Origin of the sequence: Streptomyces sp. SID486, assembly GCF_009865385.1 — a bacterium.
In the GTDB taxonomy this organism is placed as follows: domain Bacteria; phylum Actinomycetota; class Actinomycetes; order Streptomycetales; family Streptomycetaceae; genus Streptomyces.
Genome location: NZ_WWJT01000809.1, coordinates 91,555 through 108,342 on the forward strand (window position 1 = coordinate 91,555; position 16,788 = coordinate 108,342).

Consider the following 16,788-nt stretch of genomic DNA (forward strand, 5'->3'; position numbering starts at 1 on the left):
GCCTCACCACCTGGGCTCGACCCGGGCGATCCTCCGCAGCAGCCCCGGTGCCCAGCGGGACAGCAGGTGGGCGCCCCTGGCCTCCGCGGTCACCGGGGCCACCGCCGTGTTCCGGGCCACCGCGTCCAGGATCGCGTCGGCCACCTTCTCCGGCGGATAGTTGCGCAGTCCGTACAGGCGGGCGCTGCGCTGCTGCCGGCGCCGCTCCTCCGCCTCGTCGACCCCGGTGAAGCGGGTCGTGGAGGTGATGTTGGTGTTGACCAAGCCCGGGCAGACCGCCGTGACACCGATGCCCTGGGAAGCCAGTTCGGCGCGCAGGCACTCGGAGAGCATCAGCACGGCGGCTTTCGAGGTGCTGTAGGCAGGCAGGGCACGGGAGGGCTGGTACGCCGCCGCCGAGGCCGTGTTGACGATGTGGCCGCCCTGGCCGCGCTCGGCCATGCGCGCCCCGAAGAGGCGGCAGCCGTGGATCACCCCCCACAGGTTCACGTCCAGCACCCTGCGCCAGTCGTCCGTCGTCGTGGCGAAGAAGGACCCCGACACGCCGATGCCCGCGTTGTTGACCAGCACGTCCAGCACGCCGTACTCGTGGTGGACCTTCTCGGCGAGCTTCTCCATCGCCTGTTCGTCGGAGACGTCGGCCGGCTCGGCCCAGGACTGCGGCGCGCCGGCCAGCCGGGACAGCTCGGCGGTGCGGGCCGCGGCCTCGGCGTCGCGGTCGACGGCGATCACCCGGGCTCCGGCCTCGGCGAAGGCGAACGCCGTCGCCCGTCCGATGCCGCTGCCCGCGCCGGTGACCAGCACCAGCTGCCCGGCGAACCGGTCGGCATGGCGGCCGGTGGGGGCCGGGGCGGGCCGGCCGCCCGCCACGGTGGTGACGAACTCCTCGATCCAGGCGGCGACCTGGTCGGGACGGGTGCGCGGAACCCAGTGCTTCGCCGGAAGCGTGCGGCGGGTCAGCTGGGGCACCCACCGGTCCAGGTCGTCGTACAGCCGCTCCGAGAGGAAGGCGTCCTCCTGGGGCGTGATGAGCTGCACGGGCGCGTGTGCGTACGCGTCGGGACGCGGCCTGCGCAGGCGCGCGCGGACGTTGTCCCGATACAGCCAGGCACCGTGCGCCGCGTCGGAGGGGAGGGACCCGGTCGGGTAGTCCCCGCCGGGGACCCGCTCGACCCGCTCCAGGATCCTCGGCCAGCGCTTGCCGAGCGGACCGCGCCAGGCCAGCTCCGGCAGGGCCGGCGTGTGCAGGAGGTAGACGTACCAGGACTTCGCGCCCTGGCCGAGGAGCTGGCCCACCCGGCGGGGCGTCGGGCGCTTCACGCGCGCGCCGATCCAGTGCCCGAAGTGGTCCAGGCAGGGCCCGGAGATCGAGGTGAAGGAGGCGATACGGCCCTCCGTGCGGCCCACCGTGACGAACTCCCAGGACTGCACCGAGCCCCAGTCGTGCCCGACGAGATGCACCGGCCGGTCCGGGCTGACCTCGTCCACGACGGCCAGGAAGTCGTCCGTGAGCTTGGCGAGCGTGAACCCCCCGCGCAGCGGCTGCGGGGCCGTGGAGCGGCCGTGGCCCCGGACGTCGTAGAGGACCACGTGGAAGCGGTCGGCGAGCCGGGCCGCGACCTCCGACCAGACCTCCTTGCTGTCCGGGTAGCCGTGCACCAGGACGACCGTCGGCTGTTCCGGATCGCCCAGCTCGGCCACGCACAGCTCGACCCCGCCGGTGCGCACCCAGCGCTCACGCGCGCCTTCCAGTGTCACTTCTCCTCCGCCCAGCGCCGCACGTGCGGCAGGTCGTCGTCCAGCCAGAACGCACTCTCCCCGGGGTCCCGCGAGTCGGTGACCACCAGGATCTCCTCGAACTTCGCGCCCGTGCCCCGGAAGCCGAGGTGCGGCTCGACCGCCCACAGCCCGGGCTGCGGCGGGTGATCCGAGAAGCGGTACGGCGACCACAGCGGCGACCAGCCGTCGCGGTGGCCGTGCAGCACGTCGGCGGCGAGCCCCTTCAGGGACTGCGTGCCGAACCCGAACAGACGGGGTGACCAGCGGCGCTCCCGCACCCGGTCCACCTTGTGGGCGATCACCCCGAACGGGTAGGCCCGGTGCCGGTTGGCGTAGCCCTGGCGGACCATCAGCCGGTCCACGTCCTGGTAGATCTCCCGCAGCGGGCGCCGCTCGCGCACCTCGCGCAGGATCAGTTCCCGGTGCGCCTCCAGATCGGCCATCAGCCGGTCCTGCACCGGGTTCACGCCCAGCGAGCCCGAGTACCCGATGTCCGCGGTGTACCCCTCGTACACCGGTGCCATGTCGAGGATGAACGGCATCCCCGGTTCCAGGGCGCGGCCGGTCGGGAAGAACTGGAGCGGAACGCGGAAGTTCACGAACGCCGTGCGGTCGCCGAACCACGCGAAGGGGAGATGGAACCAGTCCCGCACCCCGCGCTCGCGCAGCCACTCCCGCTGCATCCGCGCCGCCTCGCGCTCGGTCACGCCCGGCTGCAGGCGTGCCGCGACCGCCTCCGCGCACTCGTAGGCGAGGCGCTGCACCCGTCCGAACCCCCGCAGTTCCGCGGTCAGTTCGCTGCTCACTGCCGTCGTCATGCCGTCCCGTCCCGTCGCCTCGACGACTCGTCCGTCGCGCCGGCGACCTGTCCCGTCGACCCGCCCGGCCGACCGCGGTACGCGTCCGTAACTTGACACTGGTGAATGTGACAGTTGTTAGAGGCGGCGTCAATAGGCCGGGTCGAGGGCTGTGGACGACGGCCGCCCGACGCTCGCGGACCACCCTTGGGTGGGCGCCCCCTAGGGCCCCGTAATACCTGGGGCTGACGAGGAAACGGCTCTGAGGTCTGACGACGGACGTGGTCCGGATCACTACCGTCGGAGGCGTGACTGTGATCGCGACCGAAAGCCTGAGCAAGCGGTTCCCCCGGGTGACCGCGCTCGACCGGCTGTCCGTGGACATCGGGCCCGGTGTGACCGGACTCGTCGGAGCCAACGGCGCCGGCAAGTCCACCCTGATCAAGATCTTGCTGGGGCTGTCCCCCGCGACGGAAGGCCGGGCCGAGGTGCTCGGCCTCGACGTCGCCACCAAGGGCGCCGCCATCCGCGAGCGGGTCGGGTACATGCCGGAGCACGACTGCCTGCCGCCCGACGTCTCGGCCACCGAGTTCGTCGTGCACATGGCCCGGATGTCCGGCCTGCCGCCCGCCGCCGCCCGCGAACGGACCGCCGACACCCTGCGCCATGTCGGTCTGTACGAGGAGCGCTACCGCCCCATCGGCGGCTACTCGACCGGTATGAAGCAGCGCGTGAAGCTGGCCCAGGCCCTGGTGCACGACCCGAAGCTGGTCTTCCTGGACGAGCCGACCAACGGCCTCGACCCGGTCGGCCGCGACGAGATGCTCGGCCTGATCCGCCGCATCCACACCGACTTCGGCATCTCGGTCCTGGTCACCTCCCATCTGCTGGGCGAGCTGGAACGCACCTGCGACCACGTCGTCGTGGTCGACGGCGGCAAGCTCCTGCGCTCCAGCTCCACCACGGACTTCACCCAGACCACGACCACTCTCGCGATCGAGGTCACCGACAGCGACGCGCACCCGGACGGCACCCGCGCCGTCCGCGACGCGCTCCACGCGCGCGGTGCGACCACGCACGCGGAGCCCGGCGGTCTGCCCGGCGCCGGACACATCCTGCTGCTGACCGCCACGGGCGAGGAGACGTACGACCTCGTCCGGGACGTGGTCGCCGACCTCGGCCTCGGCCTGGTGCGCATGGAACAGCGCCGGCACCGCATCTCCGAGGTGTTCATCAGCAACGACGAACAGCGGAAGGAGGCCGTCGGCCATGGCGGTTGAGCATCCCCTGGCAACGCCCACCGGCGACCAGTCCCGCATCCACGACATCGGCTACCGCGGCTACGACGGCCCCCGCCTCGGCCGCGCGTACGCCCGCCGCTCGCTGTACTCGCAGTCCCTGCGCGGCGCCTACGGCCTCGGCCGCTCGGTGAAGTCCAAGGTGCTGCCGATGCTGCTGTTCGCGGTGATGTGCGTGCCCGCCGCCATCATGGTCGCCGTCGCCGTCGCCACCAAGGCGCACGAACTGCCGGTGTCCTACACCCGGTACGCGATCATCATGCAGGCCGTGATCAGCCTGTACGTCGCCTCCCAGGCACCGCAGGCCGTCTCGCGGGACCTGCGCTTCAAGACGGTGCCGCTGTACTTCTCGCGGCCCATCGAGACCGCCGACTACGTCCGCGCCAAGTTCGCGGCACTCGCCTCGGCACTGTTCGTCCTCACCGCCGCCCCCCTGCTCGTGATGTACGTGGGCGCGCTCCTGTCCAAGATGGGCTTCGCCCACCAGACCGAGGAATTCGCCCAGGGACTGGTCTCCGTGGCCCTGCTCTCGCTGCTCTTCGCCGGAATCGGCCTGGTCATCGCGGCCGTCACCCCGCGCCGCGGGTTCGGTATCGCCGCCGTGATCGCCGTGCTGACCATCTCCTACGGCGCGGTCTCCACCCTTCAGGCCATCGCCGACGTCCAGGGCAGCGGTGACGCCGTCCCGTGGATCGGCCTGTTCTCACCGATCACGCTGATCGACGGCGTCCAGTCGGCCTTCCTCGGCGGCAGCTCGGCCTTCCCCGGACAGGCCGGCCCGTCCAGCGGCGAGGGCGTGGTCTACGCCGTGTTCGTCCTGGGCCTGATCGCCGCCTGCTACGCCCTGCTGGTCCGCCGCTACCGGAAGGTCGGCCTGTGACCGAGCCCAGTCCGTCTCCCGCCTCCACCCTTCCAAGGAACGGGCCGCGCCCATGAGCACTCTCACCATCGACCACGTCTCGCGCTGGTTCGGCAACGTCGTCGCCGTCAACGACATCACCATGACCATCGGCCCCGGGGTCACCGGTCTGCTCGGCCCCAACGGCGCCGGGAAGTCCACCCTGATCAACATGATGGGCGGCTTCCTCGCCCCCTCCACCGGCACCGTCACCCTCGACGGACAGCCCGTGTGGCGCAACGAGACGATCTACCGGCACATCGGCATCGTCCCCGAGCGGGAGGCGATGTACGACTTCCTCACCGGCCGCGAGTTCGTCGTGGCCAACGCGGAGCTGCACGGCCTCGGGGACAAGGCCGCCCAGCGCGCCCTGGCCACGGTGGAGATGGAGTACGCACAGGACCGGAAGATCGCCACATACTCCAAGGGCATGCGGCAGCGCGTGAAGATGGCGAGCGCCCTCGTGCACGACCCGTCGCTGCTGTTGCTGGACGAGCCGTTCAACGGCATGGACCCGCGCCAGCGCATGCAACTGATGGACCTGCTGCGGAAGATGGGCGACGAGGGCCGCACGGTGCTGTTCTCCTCGCACATCCTCGAAGAGGTCGAACAGCTCGCCCGGCACATCGAGGTCGTCGTCGCCGGACGGCACGCGGCCAGCGGTGACTTCCGCAGAATCCGCCGCCTGATGACCGACCGTCCGCACCGCTACCTGGTGCGCTCCAGCGACGACCGCGCCCTCGCGGCGGCACTGATCGCCGACCCGTCGACGGCCGGCATCGAGGTCGACCACGCCGAGGGCGCCCTGCGCATCCAGGCCGTGGACTTCGGCCGCTTCACCGCGCTGCTGCCGAAGGTCGCCCGGGACCACGGCATCCGGCTGCTCACGGTCTCGCCGTCCGACGAGTCCCTGGAGTCCGTCTTCTCGTATCTCGTCGCGGCGTAGGAGGCCGAAAGATGTACGACCCCACCGTCGCCCGGCTCACCTACCGAGCCTTGCTCGGCCGCCGCCGGGCCCTCATCCTCGGCGCGCTGCCGCTGCTGCTGATCGTGATCTCCGTTGCCGTACGCGGCCTGACCGGGGCCGACGACCAGACGGCGGCAGACGTCCTCGGCGGCTTCGCGCTCGCCACCATGGTGCCGATCATCGGTGTCATCGCCGGCACGGGCGCGATCGGCCCGGAGATCGACGACGGCTCCGTCGTCTACCTGCTGTCCAAGCCGCTCAAGCGGCCCACGATCATCCTCACCAAGCTGATCGTCGCCATCGCCGTGACCATGGCCTTCTCGGCGGTGCCGACCCTGATCGCGGGCCTCGTCCTGAACGGCAACGGCCAGCAGATCGCGGTCGCCTACACGGTCGCCGCGCTGATCTCCTCCATCGCCTACTCGGCGGTCTTCCTGCTGCTGGGCACGGTCTCCCGGCACGCGGTGGTCTTCGGGCTCGTCTACGCCCTGGTCTGGGAGGCGCTGTTCGGCTCCCTGGTGCCGGGCGCGCGCACGCTGAGCATCCAGCAGTGGTCGCTCGCCGTCGCCCACAAGGTCACCGGCGGGGACCTGGTGACCTCGGACGTGAGCCTGCCGACGGCCACCGTCCTGCTGGTGGTGGTCACGGTCCTGGCCACCTGGTACGCCGGCCAGAAGCTGCGCTCGCTGACGCTGGCGGGCGAGGAGTAGCCGGCACCGCCCTGACGGGGCCTTCACCTCCGTCAGGGCACCCTGGTTCCAGGGACGTACTGCTGGGAGGCACGGACATGGCTGACGAGGCGCTGCCCGCCGACGAGTGGGACGGGATCGTCCTCGACGAGGAGTTCATACGCTCCGCCGGGTCCCGCGAACCGTCCGCCCGGGCCCGGATGCTCGCCGCCCGCTGGCGGGCCGAGGAGCCGCAGCCGGAGCCCTGGCGCTCCGACGAGCCGCCGGCGGGATGGTTCTTCAGCAAGGCACGCAGACGACGGTGGCGCCGCCGTTAGCGTCACCCGCCCACCGGTGGCGGCCCGCCTCCGCTCGATGGCGGCTTTATTCGGTGGCGGGCAACTCGGCGGGAAGGCAGAGTGGTTGTGCCCCGTCCGCCGGGACCGTCCCGGCGCCGCGTACCGGGAGTGGAGGTGGGCGATGTCGATGCACGGCAGTACGCCCGGCTCCCGACAGGGCAGCCCGAGGCCGGCTCCGGAGAGACTCATTACCTCTCCGTGATGCCACGGGAGCTGCCCGGGGCGGCCGCTTCGAGCACGCGATGTCGCTCTCGCGTGGGCCGCCCACCCGGAGGATTGGCCGAGTGGTAAGGCACTGGCTTGCTAAGCCATGGTCGGGTCTCAAAGCCCGCGCACGTTCGATTCGTGCATCCTCCGCAAGACGACGCCACCAGGCCCGGCATCCCGCGGGACCGGGGCGCGACCCCCGCACCACCCCGCACCGACCGCGCGCGACTCCCCGCACCACCCCGCGCGACGACCGCCCTCCGTGGCGGCGGTCAGGCCGCCCGGGCGTCGGCGATCTTGTCCAGTTCCCGCATCGCCTCCGCGTGGGCGCTCATCATGCGGTTCACCGTGCCCGTCGTGAAGAGGACCGCGCCGGCGAGTGACACTGGGACGGACAGGCCGAGGACCGCCAGCACCTCCGGCCAGTCGCGTTCGTTCGCGCAGTAGTCACCCTTGCGGACGCCCTCGTTGGCGGTGCCACGGTCCGTCAGCAGGCGGGACTCGCACTGGGCGGGGTACCGGTCCCCCTCCTCACGGTCCGCCTCGTACGGCGTGAGCAGCAGGACGGCGCACCAGGTCCACAGCAGCCCCGCCACGGCCAGCAGCCCGATCCCCCAGGCACGTATGCGGGACGAGCGGTCGCGGAAGTCGAGGTCGTAATCACGTGATCGCATGGCCGCCCAACGTATCAACCTCCGTGGACGGCCGGTGCGTTCAGCCCAGCAACCGCTCCAGCACCACCGCGATGCCGTCGTCCTCGTTCGAGGACGTCACCTCGTCGGCCACCGCACGCAGCTCCTCGTGGGCGTTGGCCATGGCCACACCGTGGGCCGCCCAGCCGAACATCGGGATGTCGTTGGGCATGTCGCCGAAGGCGATCGTGTCGGCGGCCTTCAGGCCCAGGCGGCGGGCCGCCAGGGACAGGCCCGTGGCCTTGGACAGCCCGAGCGGGAGCAGCTCCACGACGCCCTCGCCCGCCATGGCCACCGTGACGAAGCCGCCGGCCGCCTGCCGGGCCGCCTCCGCCAGCTCGTCGTCGCCCATCGTCGGGTGCTGTATGTAGATCTTGTTGAGGGGCGCCGTCCACAGGTCGGCGGCGTCCGTGAACGGCGTCGCGGGCAGCCTGCCGGTGACCGCGTAGCCGGGGCCCACCAGCACCTCGCCGTCGAGGCCGTCGCGGCTGGCCGCCAGGTACAGCGGACCCACCTCGGCCTCGATCTTGGCCAGGGCAACGCCTGCCAGCTGCCGGTCCAGGGTGACCGAGGTCAGCAGGCGGTGGCTCCCGGCGTCGTAGACCTGGGCGCCCTGGCCGCACACGGCGAGGCCGTCGTAGCCGAGGTCGTCCAGGACGTGCCGGGTCCACGGGACCGCGCGGCCGGTGACGACGATGTGCGCGGCGCCCGCCGCGGTGGCCGCGGCGAGCGCGTCACGGGTGCGCTGGGAGACCGACTCGTCGGAGCGCAGCAGCGTGCCGTCGAGGTCGGTGGCGATCAGCCGGTAGGGGAACCCGGTCACTTGGCGATCGGCTCCAGGACCTCGCGGCCGCCCAGGTACGGGCGCAGCACCTCGGGGACCCGGACGGAGCCGTCGGCCAGCTGGTGGTTCTCCAGGATCGCCACGATCGTGCGCGGTACGGCGCACAGGGTGCCGTTGAGCGTGGCCAGCGGCCTGACCTGCCCGCCCGTCGCCCGGCCGGAGGCCGCGTCGCCACCGCCGGACTTCTCGCGGACCCGGATGGACAGCCGACGGGACTGGAACTCGGTGCAGTCCGAGGTCGAGGTCAGCTCGCGGTACTTGCCCTGGGTCGGGATCCACGCCTCGCAGTCGAACTTGCGGGCGGCCGAGGAGCCGAGGTCACCGGAGGCGACGTCGATCACCCGGAAGGGCAGCTCCAGCGACTCCAGCCACTGCTTCTCCCATGCCAGCAGGCGCTGGTGCTCGGCCTGCGAGTCCTCGGGAGCGACGTACGAGAACATCTCGACCTTGTCGAACTGGTGCACGCGGAAGATGCCTCGCGTGTCCTTGCCGTGCGAACCGGCCTCGCGGCGGAAGCACGGGGAGAAGCCCGCGTAGCGCAGCGGCAGCTTGTCCGCGTCGATGATCTCGTCCATGTGGTAGGCCGCCAGCGGGACCTCGGAGGTGCCGACCAGGTAGAGGTCGTCCTTGTCGAGGTGGTAGACGTCCTGGGCGGCCTGGCCGAGGAAGCCGGTGCCGGCCATGGACCCCGGGCGGACCAGGGCGGGCGTCAGCATCGGCGTGAAGCCGGCCGCGGTGGCCTGGGCGATCGCCGCGTTGACCAGGGCGAGCTCCAGCAGGGCGCCGACGCCGGTGAGGAAGTAGAAGCGGGAGCCGGAGACCTTGGCACCGCGTTCGACGTCGATCGCGCCGAGCAGCTGGCCCAGCTCCAGGTGGTCCTTGGGCTCGAAGCCCTCGGCGCCGAAGTCGCGGATCGTGCCGTGCGTCTCCAGCGTGACGAAGTCCTCCTCGCCGCCGACGGGCACGTCGGGGTGGACGAGGTTGCCGAGGCGCAGCAGCAGTTCCTGGGTCTCGGCGTCGGCCGCGTCGCGCTCGGCGTCGGCCGCCTTCACGTCGGCCTTCAGCTGCTCGGCACGCTTGAGCAGCTCGGCCTTCTCGTCGGGAGAGGCCTTGGGGATCAGCTTGCCGAGCTGCTTCTGCTCGGCGCGCAGCTCGTCGAAGCGGACGCCGGAGGACCTGCGCCGCTCGTCGGCAGACAGGAGGGAGTCGACGAGCGCGACGTCCTCTCCACGGGCGCGCTGCGACGCGCGCACACGGTCGGGGTCCTCACGGAGCAGGCGAAGGTCAATCACGAGGCCAAGGCTACCGGTGCGGGGTGGCGGCCACCGAATCACTATTCCGGGGAGTCGGGATTCGTGGCTTACGTTCCGTTATGCGGTTATTGCCGAGCGTGTTCCCGGCGTCAAGGGAAAAGCGTCTCACTCCCTGGGACGGGGCAGGTCCCGGGTGCCCGGTTGACCTGATTCCCTTGTGCGGAAGGGGATTTGGCGGACCGGTTGTCCACAGAGATCCACACCCTCCGAAGAGTTATCCACAGGCTGTGTGGAAGGTCTGTGGACTCCGGAATTGATCACTCCGGAAAGTCCGGACCGGCTGAAGAATTCCCGGGTCAAACCCAGTCGACACCCACTTTCGGGTGGAAAACGGTCGCCCCAAAAGATGAACCAAAGGAAACGGGTGGACGAAGGGTGACTCAGGGGCTGATGGCCTCGGCGGGGCCGTACAGGGCGATTTGTCGACCCGATGACCCGGTCCTGTCGACTTGTCCCCAGGTCGAGAAGGGCACCTGTGGAAAACTTCTGTGGATAACGTTCGTATGCAGGTACGACCGGCTAGACCCAGCCGTCCCTGCAGCGCGCCACCCAGTCGGCCGCCGCCATGAACTCCTCGTCCGACGTCCCCGGCAGCATCGGCCGGGCCTCGCCCGGGGTGATGTCCGCGCGCGGATAGGAACCGAGGAAACGCACCTGGAGACAGAGCCGTCGCAGGCCCATCAGCGTCTCCGCCATCCGCCGGTCGGAGATGTGGCCCTCGGCGTCGACGCAGAAGCAGTAGTTGCCGATCCCGGCGCCGGTCGGCCGGGACTGGAGCAGCATGAGGTTGATGCCGCGCGAGGCGAACTCACCGAGCAGATCGCGCAGGGCACCGGGATGGTCGTCCCGCTGCCACAGCACCACCGAGGTCTTGTCGGCACCGGTGGGCGCGGCCGGCCGGGCCGGGCGGCCGACGAGCACGAACCGGGTCTGCGCGTTCTCCGCGTCGTGGATCCCGGTCTCCAGCGCCTCCAGGCCGTACCGGGCGGCGGCGAACTCGCCCGCGAAGGCGGCGTCGTAGCGGCCTTCCTGGACGAGACGGGCGGCGTCCGCGTTGGAGGCCGCCGACTCCCAGAGGGCGTCCGGGAGGTGGCCGCGCAGCCAGTTGCGCACCTGCGGCTGGGCCGCGGGGTGGGCGGAGACCGTCTTGATGTCGGCGAGCTTCGTGCCGGGGCGGACCAGCAGCGCGAAGGTGATCGACAGCAGCACCTCGCGGTAGATCATCAGCGGTTCGCCCGCGACCAGCTCGTCCAGGGTCGTGGTGATGCCGCCCTCGACGGAGTTCTCGATCGGCACGAACGCGGCCTCGGCCTCGCCCGTCCGGACCGCGTCCAGCGCGGACTGCACCGAGACGTACGGGTTCAGCTCCCGGGTGGCAGCTTCCGGGAGCGTGCGCAGGGCGACCTCCGTGAAGGTGCCCTCCGGGCCGAGATAGGCGTAGCTCGCTGGCATGTCCCTCACCCTAATGGCCGCAGGGGGAGCCGTCCTCCGCGTCTCAGGTTTTCCACCCGACCGGGTGGTTTGGATCCGGTTCACCCCTCCAGGAGCCGCTGACCCACGTATTCGCCCTCCGCCGCCCCGCCCGGCACCGCGAACAGGCCGCTCGCCTCGTGCCGGATGTACGCCGACAGGGCGTCGCCCCGGTCGAGTTTGCGCTGCACCGGGACGAAGCCGCGCAGCGGGTCCGCCTGCCAGCAGACGAAGAGCAGACCGGCGTCGGGTGTGCCGTCCGCGTCGATGCCGTCGTGGTAGGAGAAGGGACGCCGCAGCATGGCCGCGCCGCCGTTGCGGTCGGGTCGGGTGATGCGGGCGTGCGCGTTGAGCGGGACGACGTAGCCGCCCTCGGCATCCGCCTTGTCCAGGTCCATCTCGGTCGTCTCGTCACCGCCGGACAGCGGCGCCCCGTCGGACTTGCGGCGCCCGATGACCTGTTCCTGGGCGGTGAGCGACAGCTTCTCCCAGTCGTCCAGGAGCATGCGGATGCGGCGGACGACGGCGTAGGAGCCGTTGGCCATCCACGCCGGTTCGCCGGTGGCGGGCACGAAGATCCGCTGGTCGAAGTCGGCGTCGGCCGGCTTGGGGTTGCGGGTGCCGTCGAGCTGGCCCATGAGGTTGCGGGCCGTCATGGGGCGGGCGGTGGCGCCCGGAGCACGGTTGAAGCCGTTCATCTGCCAGCGCACCCGCGCGGCGGAGCCGGCGTCCTTCTGGATCGCGCGCAGCGCGTGGAAGGCGACCAGGGCGTCGTCCGCGCCGATCTGCACCCACAGGTCGCCGTCGCTGCGGGTCTTGTCGAGCCGGTCGGAGGAGAACGGCGGCAGCGGGTCGAGGGCCGCGGGCCGCTGCTTCTCCAGGCCGGTCCGGCCGAAGAAACCGTGTCCGAAGCCGAAGGTGACCGTCAGCGAGGACGGCCCGGCGTCCCGGGCCACGCCGGTGTCGTCGTGCGGGGCGGTCTCCCCCGCCATCAGCCGCTCGGCCGTCGCCGACCAGCGGCGCAGCAGGGCCGCCGCCTCCCGGCGCCCGGCGCCCGGGGCCAGGTCGAAGGCGACGAGGTGGCCGCTCGCCTGGAGCCCCTCGGTGATACCGGGCTGATGTTTCCCGTGAAACATCGCCCGGCCGGAGCCCACCGAGGTCAGCGGTGTGGCGGCGGCGGGCGCGGCGGTGTACCCCACGGCCCCGCCGGCCGCGCCGAGCACGAGCCCGGTGGCGCCGGCGGTGCCGAGCAGGGCACGCCGGGAGAAGCCGCTCGGGTCGGATGCGGGCCGCGCGCCCGGCGCGCCCGGTGCGCCGGGCGTACGGGTCTCCTGGGTGGACTGGTCAGGCATGGTGTGGATCAGCCGATCTGCGCGTTCTTGGAGACGGTCACCTGGTCGATGTCGGAGGTGCGTACCGTGACGGCGACCTTCCAGTCACCGGCCATCGGGATCTGCACTTCGTTCGCGGACCAGTGACCGGTGGTGATGTGGTCGGGGTTCACGGGCAGCGGGCCGATCTTCTTCGCCTCCAGGGTGAAGGCGACCTTCACCTCCGGGACGTCGAAGGCCCGGCCGTTGGGCCGCTGGACGTACACGTGCATCTCGTTGCCGCCCACGCGCGCGGGGTCCAGGTCGATGCTGACGACGCCCTTGCCGTCGGTGCCGCCGGTGTCGAACGGCATGTCCAGGGTGAGCGCACCGGAGGCCGCCGTACCGGAGCCGGCCGACGTGGAGGTGGCTGCCCTGGCCTCCTGCTCGGTGCGGCCCGGCTCGGTCTGGGTGAGCGCGGTGGTGACGGCGAGCAGGACGACGGCGACACCGGCTTCGGCGAGCACCGAGCGGCGCAGCCCGAAACGGTTCGGGTCGGCGTCGCGCAGCCGCTTGCGCTGCGCGGCGTCGACGGCCGCGCGCTGCCGGGCGAGCTGGGCGGCGCGCTGGGAGTCACCGGAACCGGAACCCTTGCCGTTCCCGGCGCCGACCCGGCCGTTCCCGGCGCTGCCCTTGCCGCTCGCGGCTTCCTTGCCGTTCCCGGCGCCGACCCGGTCGTTCCCCGTGCCGCTCTTGCCGTTCGCGGCTTCCTTGCTGTTCGCGGTGCCGCTCTTGCCGTTCGCGGTGCTGCTCTCTCCGTTCCCGGTCTCCTTGGCGTTCGCGGTGCTGACCCCGCCCTTCGCGGCACCCTTCCCGGACCCCTTGCCCAGCGACTTCGAGGCCGGCACCTGTTCCTTCTGGGTCTCGGTCCGGGGCTGGGCCTGCGTCCGGGCCCGGGCCTGGGCCTTCTTGGCCTTGGCGGTGACGGCCCGGTCCGTGAGCCGGTTCGTCCAGCGCCGGGACACCACCGCGAGGCCGGTCAGCAGGGCCACCAGCCCGATCTTGACCAGCAGCAGCTGGCCGTAGCGGGTCCCGGTGAACGCCGACCAGGAGCCGAGCTGGCGCCAGGACTGGTAGACGCCGGTGGCGACGAGCGCGAGGACGGAGCCCAGGGCCAGCCGGGAGAACCGCCGTACGGCGGCGGCCTCGACCGGGGTCTCGGCGGGCGCCAGGTACAGCGCGACCAGCAGGGCGGTGAGGCCGCCCAGCCAGGCGGCGACGGCGAGCAGGTGGACGACGTCCACCGGCATGGCGATGCCCGGCTGGAGCCCGGTGGAGGCATGTTCGGCCATGGCCCAGCTGGTGGCGAGCCCGGCCGCGACGACCACACCGCCGACGGCGAGACCGAAGGCCAGGTCGCGTTTCTCGGTGCCCTCCTCACGGCGGGTGTAGGTCCCGAAGAGGACGGCGACGAACAGCGCGGCCGCGGCGAGCAGCAGCAGCCGGGAGACCAGTGCGGCGCCGGTCTTGGTCTGCAGCACCTGGCCGAGCAGGTCGAGGTCGAAGACGTCGGCGAGCCTGCCGGTTCCGGTGTACGAGCCGCGCAGGAGCAGCAGCCACAGGGTGGCCGCGGTCAGCGCGACCCAGCCGCCGACGACCAGCCGCTGCAGGGCTCGTACCCCGGCGCCGCGCTGCCAGCAGGCGAGCACGAAGGCCGCGCCGCCGGCGAGCACGATGAAGCCGGCGTACGACACGTACCGCCCGACGGCGTAGAGCCAGCCGACGACTCCGCCGCCCACGGCCGGTGCGCCGGCGGAGACGACGGTCTGCGAGGGCGCCCCGACGGAGAAGGTGAAGGCACCGGCGACGGGGTGGCTGTCCGCCGAGACGACCTGGTAGGTGACGGTGTAGGTGCCCTTGGACAGGCCGCTCTTGAGCTGCACGGCGTACGTCGTGCCGCTGACGTTGGCGGGGCCGCCCGTCTGGACCGGCTTGCCGCGCGGGTCGAGGACGCGCAGGGAGTCGTCGCTCATGGCCACCTTCTCGGAGAAGGTGAGCGACACCTGGGTGGGCGCCTTGTCGACCACCACCCCCTGCGCGGGGTCGCTGCCGGTCAGTGCCGCATGGGCGGAGGCCGGTCCGGCGCCCGCCAGCAGCGCGCCGGTGACGGCGAGGCACAGCAGCAACAGGGTCCGCAGGCGGGGGGCGATGGTCCGGGTCACGGTGGTCCCTCCCTCAGTGGCCGGTCGACGGGTTGTACGTCGCGGACTTCACCGGCATCTCGACGGTGACGGGCCCGGACTTGGCGAAGGTGAGCTGCACGGCGACCGTCTGGCCCTGCTTCGGCGCACGCTTCAGCTTCTCGAACATCAGGTGGTTGCCCCCGCTCTTGAACACGAGCCGGCCGTGGGCCGGTATGGGGAAGGACGACTTCTCCGTCATGGCCCCGCCGACGGTGCTGTGCATGGTGACCTGGCCGGCGGCGTCGCTGCTGACCGAGGTCAGCTCGTCGTCGGTGCCGCCGTCGTTGGTGATCGTCAGGAAGCCGGCCGCCATGTCGGCGGAGACGGGCTGCGGCATGTAGGAGGAGCTGACGGACAGCTCCGCCGTGCCCGCCGCCGGCTTCGAGCCGGATCCGGAGCAGCCGGTGAGGGCCAGGACACCGGCGAGCGCGCCGGCGGTGAGCAGGGCGAGACGCCTCACGGCTTGGCTCCCTCGACGATCCTGGGCAGGTCCTTGGTGTAGTCGTCCGCGGTGGCGGACTCGCCGAAGAGGACGTAACCGGCGTCGGTCTTCGGCGAGAAGGCGATGACCTGGGTGCCGTGCACCGAGACGAGCTTGCCGTTCTTGTCCTTCGTCGTCGGCTCCACGGAGATGCCGACCGACCGGGCACCGGCCTGGATCTTGCGGAAGTCGCCGGTCAGGCCAACGAACCGGGAGTCGATGCCCTGGAGCCACTTGCCCAGTTCGGCGGGCGTGTCACGGCCGGGGTCGGTGGTGACGAACACGACCCGCAGGTCGTCCTGCTCGGCCTTGGGCAGTGCCTTCTTGGCCACGGCGATGTTGCTCATCGTCGCCGGGCAGATGTCCGGGCAGTGCGTGTAGCCGAAGTAGACCAGGGTGGGGTGGCCCTTCGTCTCCTCGCGGAGGTCGTACTTCTTGCCGTGCGTGTCGGTCAGGACCAGGTCCGGCTTGGTGAACGGCTGGTCGAGCACGGTGGCGACCTGGTTCGAACCGGATCCGCCCGAGGCCACGGCGACCGGTGAGGAGTCGTCGTCCCCGTTGCCGCAGGCGGAGAGGGTCAGCGTGGCGGCGGCGAACAGCGCGGCCGCGGCGAACGTCTTCTTGCGCATAGGAAAATGTCCCAGAAGTGTGAAATCCGGCGCGCACCGGGGTCGTACGGGGACGCCGTGGGAGGCGCCGTACGAGCCCCGGTGCGCTGCGGAACGCGGGGCTCAGGCGGCGGTGCGGCGGCGGCCCGCGAGGACGCCGTAGGCCACACCCGCGATGCCGATGACGATGCCGGCCACGCCGAGCACGCGCGCGGTGTTGTCGGTGCCGCCGTCGGAGTCGTCGGCGGCCGCCTGCTCGGACTTGTCGGCCTTGTCGTCGGCGGCCGGGGTCACGGAGCCGTGGTGGTCGTCGGCGGCGGCGGACAGCTCCAGCACGGGGGCCGGGTTCTCCGGCTCGTCCTGGCCCTTCTGCGCCACCTCGATCCAGCGCACGATCTCCTTGTCGGAGTACGTCTGGATGGCCTTGAACGTGAGCTGGTCGGCGTCCTCGGGCAGTGCGCCGAGGGAGACCGGGAACTTCTGGAAGTACCCGGGCTCGATGCCCTTGCCGTCGGCCGTCCAGGTGACCTTGGTGACGGCCTCGTCGATCTTCTCGCCGTGCATGGTGAGCGGCTTGTCCAGCTTGGACTTGGTGATGTCGATCTTCCAGCCGGGGAGGGGCTGCGGCATCACCGAGGCGATCGGGTGCTCGGCCGGGAGGTTGACCTCGATCTTGGTGGTCGAGGCGTCGTCACGCTCGTTCGGGACCTTGAAGTCGACGACCGCGTAACCGCCCTTGGCCGCGGTGCCCTCCGGCTGCACGGTGACGTGCGCGAAGGCGGGGGCGGACAGGGCGAGGACGGCCGAGCCGGCGACGACGGTGGCGGCGGCGATGCGAGAAGCCTTCATGGCGG

At 71.6% G+C, this 16,788-nt stretch carries 16 protein-coding genes and 1 tRNA gene; 6 read left to right on the forward strand and 11 right to left on the reverse strand.

Annotated elements, in window-relative coordinates; translation table 11 throughout:
• Positions 1–3: 3 nt before the first annotated feature.
• Both GT045_RS38570 and GT045_RS38575 read right to left on the reverse strand, forming a co-directional pair.
• Complete coding sequence (locus tag GT045_RS38570) at positions 4–1,758, reverse strand: SDR family oxidoreductase (protein ID WP_345942888.1); 1,755 nt, start codon at positions 1,756–1,758, stop codon at positions 4–6.
• Positions 1,755–2,597: a M24 family metallopeptidase gene (locus GT045_RS38575; RefSeq protein ID WP_161290864.1), complete on the reverse strand. Its 843-nt coding sequence runs from the start codon at positions 2,595–2,597 to the stop codon at positions 1,755–1,757. Before GT045_RS38575 ends, GT045_RS38570 begins: the two co-directional genes overlap by 4 nt.
• Before the next feature lie 293 nt (positions 2,598–2,890).
• Between GT045_RS38575 and GT045_RS38580 the strand changes: the two genes are divergently transcribed.
• From GT045_RS38580 to GT045_RS38605, 6 genes are all read left to right on the forward strand, one after another.
• Positions 2,891–3,856 carry an ABC transporter ATP-binding protein gene (locus tag GT045_RS38580; RefSeq protein ID WP_161337061.1) on the forward strand — a complete coding sequence of 322 codons (966 nt, stop codon included), beginning with the start codon at positions 2,891–2,893 and terminating at the stop codon, positions 3,854–3,856.
• On the forward strand, positions 3,846–4,754 hold the full coding sequence (locus tag GT045_RS38585) for an ABC transporter permease subunit (RefSeq protein ID WP_161337047.1): 909 nt from the start codon (positions 3,846–3,848) through the stop codon (positions 4,752–4,754). The genes GT045_RS38580 and GT045_RS38585 overlap by 11 nt, the downstream gene beginning before the upstream one ends.
• A 52-nt stretch (positions 4,755–4,806) precedes the next feature.
• Positions 4,807–5,718, forward strand: a complete 912-nt coding sequence (locus GT045_RS38590) for an ABC transporter ATP-binding protein (RefSeq protein WP_161290860.1) — start codon at positions 4,807–4,809, stop codon at positions 5,716–5,718.
• Between the two features lie 11 nt (positions 5,719–5,729).
• Entirely contained in the window at positions 5,730–6,449 is a 720-nt protein-coding gene (locus GT045_RS38595) for an ABC transporter permease (protein ID WP_161290858.1), read from the forward strand.
• Between the two features lie 77 nt (positions 6,450–6,526).
• Positions 6,527–6,745: a hypothetical protein gene (locus GT045_RS38600; protein WP_161337048.1), complete on the forward strand. Its 219-nt coding sequence runs from the start codon at positions 6,527–6,529 to the stop codon at positions 6,743–6,745.
• A 291-nt stretch (positions 6,746–7,036) separates the two neighbouring features.
• A tRNA-Ser gene (locus GT045_RS38605) sits at positions 7,037–7,123 on the forward strand.
• 122 nt (positions 7,124–7,245) lie between these two features.
• Here GT045_RS38605 and GT045_RS38610 read toward each other — a convergent pair.
• The 9 genes from GT045_RS38610 to GT045_RS38650 form a co-directional block, all read right to left on the reverse strand.
• A complete protein-coding gene (locus GT045_RS38610) occupies positions 7,246–7,647 on the reverse strand; it encodes a hypothetical protein (RefSeq protein WP_161337049.1) in 402 nt (133 codons plus the stop codon).
• Between the two features lie 40 nt (positions 7,648–7,687).
• Positions 7,688–8,488, reverse strand: coding sequence for an HAD family hydrolase (locus GT045_RS38615; RefSeq protein ID WP_161290852.1), 801 nt, complete (start codon positions 8,486–8,488; stop codon positions 7,688–7,690).
• Complete coding sequence (serS, locus tag GT045_RS38620; protein ID WP_161290850.1) at positions 8,485–9,801, reverse strand: serine--tRNA ligase; 1,317 nt, start codon at positions 9,799–9,801, stop codon at positions 8,485–8,487. Before serS ends, GT045_RS38615 begins: the two co-directional genes overlap by 4 nt.
• A gap of 540 nt (positions 9,802–10,341) precedes the next feature.
• The gene (pheA, locus tag GT045_RS38625; protein ID WP_161290848.1) at positions 10,342–11,274 is read right to left on the reverse strand and encodes a prephenate dehydratase; all 933 of its coding nucleotides are present in this window, start codon (positions 11,272–11,274) and stop codon (positions 10,342–10,344) included.
• A gap of 80 nt (positions 11,275–11,354) precedes the next feature.
• Positions 11,355–12,644: an iron uptake transporter deferrochelatase/peroxidase subunit gene (efeB, locus tag GT045_RS38630; RefSeq protein ID WP_161337050.1), complete on the reverse strand. Its 1,290-nt coding sequence runs from the start codon at positions 12,642–12,644 to the stop codon at positions 11,355–11,357.
• Between the two features lie 8 nt (positions 12,645–12,652).
• Positions 12,653–14,824 carry a copper resistance protein CopC gene (locus tag GT045_RS38635; protein ID WP_161337051.1) on the reverse strand — a complete coding sequence of 724 codons (2,172 nt, stop codon included), beginning with the start codon at positions 14,822–14,824 and terminating at the stop codon, positions 12,653–12,655.
• Positions 14,825–14,837: 13 nt separating this feature from the next.
• Entirely contained in the window at positions 14,838–15,305 is a 468-nt protein-coding gene (locus GT045_RS38640; RefSeq protein ID WP_161337052.1) for a copper chaperone PCu(A)C, read from the reverse strand.
• Positions 15,302–15,955, reverse strand: coding sequence for an SCO family protein (locus GT045_RS38645; protein WP_161337053.1), 654 nt, complete (start codon positions 15,953–15,955; stop codon positions 15,302–15,304). Before GT045_RS38645 ends, GT045_RS38640 begins: the two co-directional genes overlap by 4 nt.
• Before the next feature lie 102 nt (positions 15,956–16,057).
• A complete protein-coding gene (locus tag GT045_RS38650; protein WP_161290837.1) occupies positions 16,058–16,783 on the reverse strand; it encodes a YcnI family protein in 726 nt (241 codons plus the stop codon).
• Positions 16,784–16,788 lie beyond the last annotated feature (5 nt).

Excerpts from the sequence above, each read along its gene's own strand:
- GT045_RS38575 (WP_161290864.1), bottom strand. The coding sequence starts at position 2,597 with ATGACGACGGCAGTGAGCAGCGAACTGACCGCGGAACTGCGGGGGTTC.
- GT045_RS38585 (WP_161337047.1), top strand. The coding sequence starts at position 3,846 with ATGGCGGTTGAGCATCCCCTGGCAACGCCCACCGGCGACCAGTCCCGC.
- GT045_RS38590 (WP_161290860.1), top strand. The coding sequence starts at position 4,807 with ATGAGCACTCTCACCATCGACCACGTCTCGCGCTGGTTCGGCAACGTC.
- GT045_RS38595 (WP_161290858.1), top strand. The coding sequence starts at position 5,730 with ATGTACGACCCCACCGTCGCCCGGCTCACCTACCGAGCCTTGCTCGGC.
- GT045_RS38600 (WP_161337048.1), top strand. The coding sequence starts at position 6,527 with ATGGCTGACGAGGCGCTGCCCGCCGACGAGTGGGACGGGATCGTCCTC.
- GT045_RS38610 (WP_161337049.1), bottom strand. The coding sequence starts at position 7,647 with ATGCGATCACGTGATTACGACCTCGACTTCCGCGACCGCTCGTCCCGC.
- pheA (WP_161290848.1), bottom strand. The coding sequence starts at position 11,274 with ATGCCAGCGAGCTACGCCTATCTCGGCCCGGAGGGCACCTTCACGGAG.
- efeB (WP_161337050.1), bottom strand. The coding sequence starts at position 12,644 with ATGCCTGACCAGTCCACCCAGGAGACCCGTACGCCCGGCGCACCGGGC.
- GT045_RS38645 (WP_161337053.1), bottom strand. The coding sequence starts at position 15,955 with ATGCGCAAGAAGACGTTCGCCGCGGCCGCGCTGTTCGCCGCCGCCACG.
- GT045_RS38650 (WP_161290837.1), bottom strand. The coding sequence starts at position 16,783 with ATGAAGGCTTCTCGCATCGCCGCCGCCACCGTCGTCGCCGGCTCGGCC.